Annotated in this window: 11 protein-coding genes; 1 reads left to right on the top strand and 10 read right to left on the bottom strand. The window is 72.7% G+C overall.

The genetic code is table 11. From position 1 onward, the window contains the following. The 10 genes from VIB11_RS02135 to VIB11_RS02090 form a co-directional block, all read right to left on the bottom strand. On the bottom strand, positions 1-232 hold a 232-nt coding region (locus VIB11_RS02135), incomplete at its 3' end, for a VOC family protein (RefSeq protein WP_332027911.1). Continuing rightward, positions 229-444 carry a nucleotidyltransferase domain-containing protein gene (locus VIB11_RS02130; RefSeq protein WP_332027909.1) on the bottom strand — a complete coding sequence of 72 codons (216 nt, stop codon included), beginning with the start codon at positions 442-444 and terminating at the stop codon, positions 229-231. The genes VIB11_RS02135 and VIB11_RS02130, both read right to left, overlap by 4 nt. Before the next feature lie 3 nt (positions 445-447). Further along, a complete protein-coding gene (locus VIB11_RS02125) occupies positions 448-1,836 on the bottom strand; it encodes a M20/M25/M40 family metallo-hydrolase (RefSeq protein ID WP_332027907.1) in 1,389 nt (462 codons plus the stop codon). After that, the gene (locus VIB11_RS02120) at positions 1,833-2,558 is read right to left on the bottom strand and encodes an esterase family protein (RefSeq protein WP_332027905.1); all 726 of its coding nucleotides are present in this window, start codon (positions 2,556-2,558) and stop codon (positions 1,833-1,835) included. The genes VIB11_RS02125 and VIB11_RS02120 overlap by 4 nt, the downstream gene beginning before the upstream one ends. 35 nt (positions 2,559-2,593) lie before the next feature. Continuing rightward, a complete protein-coding gene (locus tag VIB11_RS02115) occupies positions 2,594-3,742 on the bottom strand; it encodes an alpha/beta hydrolase-fold protein (protein WP_332027903.1) in 1,149 nt (382 codons plus the stop codon). Then, a complete protein-coding gene (locus tag VIB11_RS02110; RefSeq protein WP_332027901.1) occupies positions 3,739-4,692 on the bottom strand; it encodes a hypothetical protein in 954 nt (317 codons plus the stop codon). The genes VIB11_RS02115 and VIB11_RS02110 overlap by 4 nt, the downstream gene beginning before the upstream one ends. A 4-nt stretch (positions 4,693-4,696) precedes the next feature. Then, entirely contained in the window at positions 4,697-5,920 is a 1,224-nt protein-coding gene (locus VIB11_RS02105; protein WP_332027899.1) for an ATP-grasp domain-containing protein, read from the bottom strand. A 40-nt stretch (positions 5,921-5,960) separates the two neighbouring features. Continuing rightward, a complete protein-coding gene (locus tag VIB11_RS02100) occupies positions 5,961-6,980 on the bottom strand; it encodes an o-succinylbenzoate synthase (protein WP_332027898.1) in 1,020 nt (339 codons plus the stop codon). 65 nt (positions 6,981-7,045) lie between these two features. After that, entirely contained in the window at positions 7,046-8,311 is a 1,266-nt protein-coding gene (locus VIB11_RS02095; protein WP_332027896.1) for an Nramp family divalent metal transporter, read from the bottom strand. A gap of 119 nt (positions 8,312-8,430) precedes the next feature. After that, on the bottom strand, positions 8,431-8,832 hold the full coding sequence (locus tag VIB11_RS02090) for a VOC family protein (protein ID WP_332027894.1): 402 nt from the start codon (positions 8,830-8,832) through the stop codon (positions 8,431-8,433). A 134-nt stretch (positions 8,833-8,966) separates the two neighbouring features. Between VIB11_RS02090 and VIB11_RS02085 the strand changes: the two genes are divergently transcribed. After that, a partial coding sequence (locus VIB11_RS02085; protein ID WP_332027892.1) for a 1,4-dihydroxy-2-naphthoyl-CoA synthase occupies positions 8,967-9,864 on the top strand: 898 nt, incomplete at its 3' end.

Genomic DNA, 9,864 nt, shown 5'->3' with positions numbered 1-9,864 from the left:
CCTCCGGGAGTGGCTCCTCGACGTCGAGGTCGAGGTGGACGCCGCCCAACCCGCCGACCCGCTGCACCTTGAGCCACGGGTCGCCCTCGCGCGGCAGCAGCGTCGCGAACTCCCCGTGCTGCCCTCTCCGCGCCGAGAGGTCGCTGCGGGCCACCTCCCGCCAGAAGGCCTCGGCCTCGTCGTAGCGCTCCTCGGGCAGGTCGAGGAACAGCCACACCCAGCGCACGGTCATGGCTGCTCCCCCAGGCTGGCGCGGACGGCCAGGTCGTGCCCGTCCTGCTCACGGTGCGCGTCCCGGTGCGCCGGCACGATAACGTCCAGGTCGCGGTGTTCCCGGGTCTGCCGACCGGCCAACGCGTCGACACCACATCCACCGGCCAGCCTCGGCTCTGCCGCGCCGAGAACGCCCAGGATCTCGGCCGCGTCGGCCTCGGTGGTCGCCACGGCTCAGGCCTCCAGCAGCCCGCCGAGGTCGGCCAGGAACAGTGCCAGGGCGAGCGCCGTCCGCCGCAGCTCGTCGGGGTGCACGCTCTCGTTCGGGGCGTGGATGCGCGAGCCGGGCTCCTCGACGCCGAGCAGCAGGATCTCGGCGTCCGGCAGCAGGTCGGCCAGCGCGGTCGCCAGGGGGATCGAGCCGCCCTGCCCCGTCGTGGTCACGTCGTGGCCGAAGGCGCTGGCCATCGCCCTGCCCATCGCCGCGTACGCCGGGCCGTCGGTGCGGGCCCGGAAGGGTTGCCCGAGGGACACCGGCCGGATCTCGACCCGGGCCCCGAAGGGCGTGTGGCGGCGCAGGTGCTCGATGAGCAGGCGCTGGGCCTCCTCGGCGTCCACACCCGGCGGGGTGCGCAGGTTGACGACAGCGGTGGCGGTCCCGTGCACGGCGGCAGTGACCTGCGACACCGGCCGGGCGTCGATCGCGAGCACCGTCGCAGCCGGCCTGGCCCAGACGAGGTCTGCGACGGTGCCGTCGCTCCCGGTCAGGGGGGCGACGCCCTCGAGCAGCCCGGCGTCCTCGGCGAACCGTTCGACGTCGTAGGCCGCCCCCGCCCACCTCCCGTCGTGGGCGAGCCCGTCGACGGTCGTCTCCCCCGTCTCGTCGCGCAGGCTCGCGAGCGCCATGAGCAGCGCCTGGAGGGCATCGGGGGCCGCGCCACCGTACATGCCCGAGTGGGCCGGCCGGCCCATGGTCGAGACCGTCACCAGCACGCTTCCCGTCCCCCGCAGCGAGGTCGTCAGCGTCGGCCGGCCGAGCTCGACGTTGCCGGTGTCCGCCAGGACCAGCGCGTCGCACCGCACGAGGTCCGGCCGCCCGCGCAGCAGGGCCTCCGTGCCGCCGCTGGACTGCTCCTCCGACCCCTCGCAGATGACCGCCACCTCGACGGGCCAGCCGCCGCACACCTCCTGCAGGGCCTGCAGGGCGAGCAGGGTTGCGACGAGGTTGCCCTTGCAGTCCGCGGCGCCCCGGCCGTACCACCTCCCGTCGCGCTCGGTGAGCTGCCACGGCGGCGACTCCCACGCGTCGAGGTCGCCCGCCGGCACCACGTCGTAGTGCGAGTAGAGCAGCACCGACGGCGTTCCCTCCGGCCCCGGCGTGCGCCCCACGACCGCCACCGACCCGTCCGGCGCCGGCAGCGACTCCACCCCGATCACCCCCACGTCACCGAACAAGCCGGCCACGAGCGAGGCGGCGGCCGCGCACTCCTCGGGGGGCTCGATCTGCGGGTCGGCGACCGAGCGGTTGGCCACCAGGCGCTCGAGGTCGGCGCGTGCCCGCGGCATACCCTCGTCCACCGCGGCGGCGATGGCCGCGGCGAGGTCCTCAGCGAGGCCAGTCACGGGACGAGGTCGTCGAGGTAGACCGGCAGCATCTGCCACCAGGTCGGCCAGTCGTGGTCGTAGCCGGGGCCCCAGTCGTCGACCCGGTTGGGCACACCCTTGCTGCCGAGCACGTGCGCCGCCGCCCAGGACTCGCCGATGTCCTCCCACTGGCCGCTGCCGGACGCGAGGATGACGAACTTCCGGCGCAGCTCGTCCAGCAGCGGGCCGTCCAGCCCGGGGAGGAAGTGCAGGGGCGAGGCGAAGTACATGTCCTGCGTGACCTCACCGCCGAGGAAGGTCTCGATGCGGTAGGTGCCGCTCATGCAGACGGCCGCGTCGAAGAGGTGGGGGTAGCGGCAGATGAGGGCGAACGAGTTGAACGCACCGATCGAGGAGCCGGCCACCACGATCGGCTGCGGGCCGCCGCAGTCGGCGTGGATCGCCGGGACCACCTCGTTGGCCACCGCCTCGTGGAAGGAGTTGAACAGCCACATGCGGTGGGCAGGGGTGCCCTCCTTGTCGACCATGGCGCGCCCGGCGACGCTGTCGCACGAGTAGACCTTCACCCGGCCGTCGTCGATGAGCGGCCACAGGTGCCGGACGAGGTGGTTGCGCTCGACCTCCTCGGCGTCGCCCCCGGCGGTGGGGAAGACCAGGACGGGCACACCGAAGTGCCCCCACCGCGCCAGTGTGACGGGCCGGTGCATGCGCTCGGAGTGCCAGCGTTCGGTCACCTTCACGGTCGACCTCCTCGTGCTGTTGACGGGTCGGTTCTCTACTCGTACACGAACTTCTGTGGACCGGGGTAGACCCAGGACAGGCCGTCGCGCAGCCGGTCCCGCCAGTTCTCCCAGTTGTGCCCGTCGCGGGCCTCGGTGAAGCGCACGGTCATCCCGGCCTCGCGGAACACCGGGACCATGGACCGGTTGGGGGTGATGAGCGGCTCGTAGGTCCCGCAGCTCATGTAGATCCGCTCCACCGGGGCGCTGGGCCGGGCGCGGTAGCGGTTGACGAACTTCACGACCGGGTCGAAGTAGGGGCCGCCGCCGTGCTCCGTGCCGATGTCGGTGAAGACCAGCGACGCCGACTGCAGCAGCAGCGAGCCGAACAACCCCGGGTAGCGCACCGCCGTCGACAGCGAGGCGATGCCGCCGAAGCTGCTGCCCATGAGACAGCGTCCCTCCGGCGTGTCGACCAGCGGGAGCTGCTCGCTGATCCGCGGCACCAGCTCGCGCGCGACGAACCGGGCGTGGGGCGCGTGGTTGGGGTACTCCTTCAGCCGGTCCCGGGGCGGGACGAACGCCGCGACCAGGGGCGCCACGTCGAGCCGGTGGATCAGGTTGTCCAAGACCGTCTTCATCGCGGCATACCCCAGGTAGTCGGTGCCGTCGTGCACCACCAGCAAGGGGTAGCGCTTCGCCCGGTGGAAGCGCGCGGGCAGGTAGAGGTGCACCGGCTGGTCCCGGCGCAACGCCTTGCTGCGCAGGACCTGCTCGACCAACTCGCCCGGCCGCGCCTCCGGGTCGGGGCGCACCCAGTCCGGCACCTCGTAGCCGACGGCCGCGCAGACCGAGCTCGACCCCACGGGACTGTGGGCCACGCGGGGGTTGAGGGGGTCGTTGAACCGCTCGTGGTGCTCGCCGCGGCGCAGCTCGAGCTGGTACTCCACGCGGGAACCCTCGGGCAGGACGGTGCTCGCCGCCCACAGGTCGGTGCCGTCGAGGCGGCGCATCTCCAGCGGGTCGGGAAGGCCGACCACGCGGTGGCGGACGGACACCGCGTCCGCGTCGCCGCGGAACAGGAACGTCGCCCGTTCCCCCTCGATGATCGGCGAGCCGTGCCGGGCCACGAAGCGGTCGAGGGCGGCCGCATCGACCGGGAGCCGCTCACGCAGCCGGTTCAGCGCCATCCGCCGGCCGCTCACGCCGCTCCCACCTCCTGCACCGTGCCGTTGGCTGTCAGCACCCGCACGCCGTGCGGCAGCGGGCCGGGTGCCGCGGCCTCGCCCGGGCGCACCGGCTCGCCGTCGAAGACGGCCGAGGTGCCGTCGTCGAGCAGCAGCAGGCGGTGCTCGGCGAACCGCCGGGCGAGGACGGCGGAGCGCGCGCGGTCGTCGAGCCGCAGCCGGCGCCGGGCGTGCGGCAGGGCGATCACACCGGGCACCCGACCCAGGCCGCGGTCGTAGACCTCCGCCTCGTGCCAGCCATGGGGTCCGAAGTCGTGGAACAGCACCACCCTGGTCGTGAGCGCCATGGCGCCGGCCGACCACGCGATGACGGGCAGGGTGTCGGGGACCGGGAGGGCGAACATCCGCAGCGTGCGCAGCAGGGTGCCGACGTGGCCGCCGGTGACCACGAGCGCGGCGCACTCCCCGAGCATCGCGGCGAGCTCGCCGCGGTGCCACCCGAGGACCTCGCTCTGCTCCAGCGGGGCCTGCTCGTCGAAGGCGCGGTAGAGGTCCTTGAGGTGGCCGGAGTACCAGCCGTCGAGGTGGCGGACCGCCTCGACCGCGTCGGCCAGCGCGGCCTCCCCGGTGCCGTGGACGGACGTGCGGCGCTGCACGGAGTACACGCCCTCCATGGCCCCCTGCAGGCGCAGTCGGTAGAAGCCGAGGAGCTCGTCGTGGCGGTCACGGAAGGCGAGCGCCGCCGCGGCGAAGGCGGGGTCCTTCTCCAGGACGTCGAACATGCGGTGGTGCAGCCTCAGGTTGCGGCTGCGGCCGTCGAGCACCGCGTCGAGCTCGGCGTCCTCGTCCTCGCGCTCCTCCCACCCGGCGGTGATGGTCGCCACCGGGCCCTCGACCTCGAGTGCCCGCAGGGTGCTGCCGGCGGTGGTCATGAAGCGCTGGGGACCCAGCAGGACGGTCGTTCCCACGGGGTCAGCCGGCGTGGACGTGGATGGTGCGGCCCACGTCGTCGAGCATCCCGCGGAGGGTGTCGTAGTCGGGGTGGCGCATCCGCACGTACGCGTTGGCCATGTAGCCCGCCTCCACCGGCTGGGTGTGGTGGCCCTCTGGCGGGAAGTGCCCGTCGAGCACCCACTGGCCGTACCGGCCCTGGATCTCGTCGATGCCGCTGTAGCCGCGGATCTGGCCGTCGTGGTCGGGACGCAGCGCGACGATCCCCGCGGAGTAGGGCCGGCGCATCCGCTGCTCTGGCATGCCATGGGTGATGATGTGGGCCCACTCCCGGTAGACGTCGACGTCGTTGCTGGCCGAGTAGAGGTCCCAGCAGCCGACACCGGGCGGGCGGGCGCCGATCTCGGAGAAGCGCAGCCCCTTCGGGCCGTGGAACCACTCCATGTGGGTCGCGGAGGTGCCGATGCCCAGGGCCTCGATCACGCGCTGCCCGAGCTCCTGGACCTCGCCGTAGAAGGGCGAGTCGGCCATCCGGTTGGTCGTGACGAACTGCGGCGAGATCCAGCGGGTCCGCATCGCCTCGAGCACGTTGGGGTAGTAGTGCGTCGTCCAGTCGTGCACCACCCTGCCGTGGTGGGTGATGGTGTCGTAGAAGCCCTCGTGGCCCTCGACGAACTCCTCGACGGCGATCGAGGTCGCGCCGTGGGCGCCGAAGACCGTGAGCGCGTGCGCCAGCTCGGCGTCGGAGTCGACGCGCATGGTGTCCTGGGCGCCGGCGCCCGCACGCGGCTTGAGGATCAGCGGGTAGCCCACCGTGGCCGCGAACGCCCACACCTCGTCGGCGTGGTCGGCGGCGGTCGAGGCGGCCGTCGGCACGCCGGCCTCCCGGAGCGCCTGCTTCATCGAGGGCTTGTCGCGGCACAGCCAGGTGGTGTGCACCGACGTGCCGGGGATGCCGGTCGCCTCGCGCACCTGCGCCGCGGACATGGTGTGCGCCTCCACGGTGGCCTCGAGCCGGTCCACCCACACCCGGTCCTGGATGAACCGCACGGCGTCGGTCATCTCCCGGACGCTGGTGACCGAACCGACCTTGTAGTAGCCGGTCATGGCGCTGCGGAGCTCGTCGTCGAGCGCCCACTCGTCGCTCTCGCCGATGCCGATGACGTTGGCGCCGACCGTGGCGAGCGCGAGGGCGAACCTGCGCTGGTTCGCCGGGAAGGCGGGCTCGACGAAGATGATGTTCACGACGTCGACTGTATTGCCAGGCCGGCGGGGCGTCCTGTCGTCAGCCGGGACGGTTCCACGGGTGCTCGCCCGCGGTGGACCAGCACGCGGCCACCCGGCCGGCCCACCAGGCCCGGCGGTCCTCCGGAGCCGCCCAGCGCTCGAGGAGCCCGGGGTCAGCCGCCACCCGCCGCACCGGCAGGTCGCCCCCCTCGGGCACCAGGGAGTCGGCCGCGACGTCGCCCTCGAGCAGCGCGACCGTGCCCAGCCCGCAGGCATACGGCAGCTCCGGGAGCGCGGCCGCCAGGGCCACCCCGGCGGCCATGCCGACCGAGGTCTCGAGCGCCGAGGAGACCACCGCCGGCAGCCCGCAGGCAGCCACGACGTCGAGGGCCCGGCGCACCCCGCCGAGAGGGGCGACCTTCACGACGACGAGGTCTGCGGCCTCCTCGCGGGCCACGCGGAGCGGGTCCTCGGCCTTGCGGATGGACTCGTCGGCGGCGACGGGCACCTCGACCCCGCGGCGCGCCAGCGCGACCCGCAGCCGCCTGAGCTCGTCCACGGTCGCGCAGGGCTGCTCGGCATACTCGAGGCCGTATGCCGCGAGCGCAGCGAGCGCGTCGCTCGCCTGCGCGACGTCCCAGGCGCCGTTGGCGTCGACCCGGATCCGTGCGGAGGCGCCCATCACGTCACGGACGGCGGCCACGCGGCCCACGTCGTCCGCCAGGGACTGGCCTCGCTCGGCGACCTTGACCTTCGCGGTCTCGCACCCGTCGAACCCGGCGAGCACCCGAGCCACCTCGCCGGCCGGCACCGCGGGGACGGTGGCGTTGACGGGGACTCGCCCGCGCCGCGCCGGCGGCCACCCGTGCCACGCGGCCTCGACCGCGGCGCCGAGCCAGCGCGACGCCTCCACCGGCCCGTACTCGGGGAAGGCTGCGAACTCGCCCCATCCCCGGGGACCCTCGATGAGGGCCGCCTCGCGGACCGTGATGCCCCGGAAGCGCACCCGCATCGGGATGGCGACGACCCGCAGCCCCGCCAGGACGGTGTCGAGGTCGGGCGGCGGGCTGTCGGTCATGCAGCACATTCAACCGGGGTCCGGGATGAGGCGTCGCCGCGGCCCGCCAGGTCCTGCCCGGGCGGTCAGGCGCCGCGCACCGCCTTCTGCAGCTCGTTGACGGCCAGGGCGATGAAGGCCACCGCGATGAGGGCCATGACGACGTTGGAGGACACCTTGTTGCGCCACTCGCTCGGGACGTCCTTGCGGTTCAACAGCCACAGCAGCGTGACCGACAGGAACGGCATGAAGAACGCGCCGAGGACGCCGTAGGCGAGGATCAGGTAGACCGGCTTGCCGAGGAACATCATGATCATCGGCGGGAAGGTCAGCCACAGGATGTAGGCCTTGTAGTACCGCCCGCCGAGCCTGGCGTCCGGGTGGTCGGCGCCCTGCCCGCGGATGTGCCCGACGAAGTCGGCGAACATCATCGAGACGCCGTTCCACACCCCCACCAGGGAGGACATGGCGGCCGCCCAGAAGCCGACGAGGAACACCTTGCCGGCCCAGCCGCCGTAACGGTCGGCGAGGACGGTCGAGAGGTCCAGGAGGCCCTTGTCGCCGGTCTTGACCGCGATGTTGGCGGAGTAGAGCAGCTCCGCGCCCACGATGAGCGTGGCGGTCACGAAGATGCCGGTGACGACATAGGCAACCGTGTTGTCGAGGCGCATGACCCGCATGTGGCGCGGGCTGGTCCAGCCCTTCTCGCGGATCCAGTAGCCGTAGGCGGCGAGGGTGATGGTGCCGCCGACGCCGCCCGCCAGGGACAGGACGTTGACCAGGCCGGAGTCCGGGATGAGCGGCACCAGACCCGTGACCAGCTCGGGGACGTTGGGCAGGGTCAGCAGGGCCGCGCCCACCATGGTCACGAACATGATGCCGACGAGGGCCGCACACACCTTCTCGAAGAGCGAGTAGCGGCCCCACCACACCAGCCCCAGGCCGATCAGCCCGGAGAGGATGCCCCACGCCCAGACCGGGAGGACCGGCAGCAGGGAGTGCAGCGGAAGGCCCGTCCCGGCCATCGCAGCGGCGCCGTAGACGAAGCCCCAGATGACGATGTACGGGCCGAAGTACCAGTGGGTCCAGCGACCGAGCCTGGACCACCCCTCGTAGATGGTGTGGCCGGTCGCGAGCGAGTAGCGGCCGGCCCCCTCGACGAGCACGATCTTCATGACGCAGCCGACGACGACGGTCCAGAGCAGGGCGTAGCCGAACTTGCTGCCGGCGATCAGCGTGGCCACGAGGTCGGCGGCGCCCACACCGGTCGCGGCGACCACGAGGCCGGGTCCGATGAGCCTCCAGCCCGGCTTGGTGCCCTCGTCGGTGCGGGCAGTGGTCTGCGTGGCCATGGGGGCTCCTCGAGTCGACGCTGACGTTCGCCGAGCCACGCTACCCATTCATGACAAAACCATCCATATGGTGCAGGGCCGGCGAGACGCGTGGGGCTCGAGCGGCCCGAGGGGACAGCTCAGCGGTCGCGCGAGGAGAGGACGCAGAACTCGTTGCCCTCCGGGTCGGCCAGCACCGTCCACGTGACGTCGGCGCTCTGGCCCACGTCGACCGGGGTCGCGCCCATCGCGAGGAGCCGGGCGATCTCGGCGTCGCGGTCCTGGCTGGTGTGCGGCGCGAGGTCGAGGTGCAGGCGGTTCTTCGTCGTCTTGCCCTCGGGCACCGGCACGAAGACGAGCCCTTGGCGCTGCTGGTGCCACTCGGCCGCGTCCAGGGGGTCGGTGGACATGTCCTTCGGGATGAGGGCCACCTCGTGCTCGTCCTCGTAGACGATCGTCCAGTCCAGGACCTCCTGCCACCACCGCGCCTGGGCAGCGATGTCGTGGGAGTCGACGACCACGGAGTACCAGCGAAGAGCCATGCGGCCGACGCTATTGCGGTGCCGCGGTCCCCGCCACCAGTCGGCTCGCGGCGGGGCAGCCGCAGTCGCTGCCGCACTCCGCTGGACGCGGCCACACGGCATACGGCCACGGGCGCCCCGTTAGGCTCGCGCAGGTGAGCGAGCAGCGGACCGTCAGCGAGACCTTCGACCCGGCGGCCTGGGACGAGGTGCCGGGCTTCGACTTCACCGACATCACCTACCACCGGGCGCGCGAGGTGGGCGCGGTGCGCATCGCGTTCGACCGGCCCGAGGTCCTCAACGCGTTCCGCCCGCACACCGTCGACGAGCTCTACCGCGCGCTCGACCACGCCCGGATGACCCCCGACGTCGGCTGCGTGCTCCTCACCGGCAACGGCCCCGGCCCGGCCGGCACCGGCAGCGAGGGCAAGTGGGCCTTCTGCTCCGGCGGCGACCAGCGCATCCGCGGGCGCTCGGGGTACCAGTACGCCGACGGCGAGACCGCCGACACCGTCGACCACGCGCGGGTGAAGGCGATGGGCGGCCGGCTGCACATCCTCGAGGTGCAGCGGCTGATCCGCACCATGCCGAAGGTCGTCGTCGCCGTCGTGAACGGCTGGGCGGCCGGCGGCGGCCACAGCCTCCACGTCGTCTGCGACCTCACCATCGCCAGCCGCGATCACGCCCGCTTCAAGCAGACCGACGCCGACGTGGGCTCCTTCGACGGTGGCTACGGCTCGGCCTACCTCGCCAAGATGGTCGGCCAGAAGTTCGCCCGCGAGATCTTCTTCCTCGGCCGCACCTACTCCGCCGACGACATGCACCGCATGGGCGCGGTCAACATCGTCGCCGACCACGCCGACCTCGAGACCGAGGCGCTGCGGGTGGCGCGCGAGATCATGGGCAAGAGCCCGCAGGCCCAGCGCATGCTGAAGTTCGCCTTCAACCTCACCGACGACGGGCTCATGGGCCAGCAGGTGTTCGCCGGCGAGGCGACCCGGCTCGCCTACATGACCGACGAGGCCGTGGAGGGCCGAGACCAGTTCCTCGAGA

It is taken from the genome of Pedococcus sp. (assembly GCF_036554925.1).
Classification (GTDB): Bacteria; Actinomycetota; Actinomycetes; order Actinomycetales; family Dermatophilaceae; genus Pedococcus_A.
This window is presented reverse-complemented; position numbering and strand designations above follow the sequence as displayed.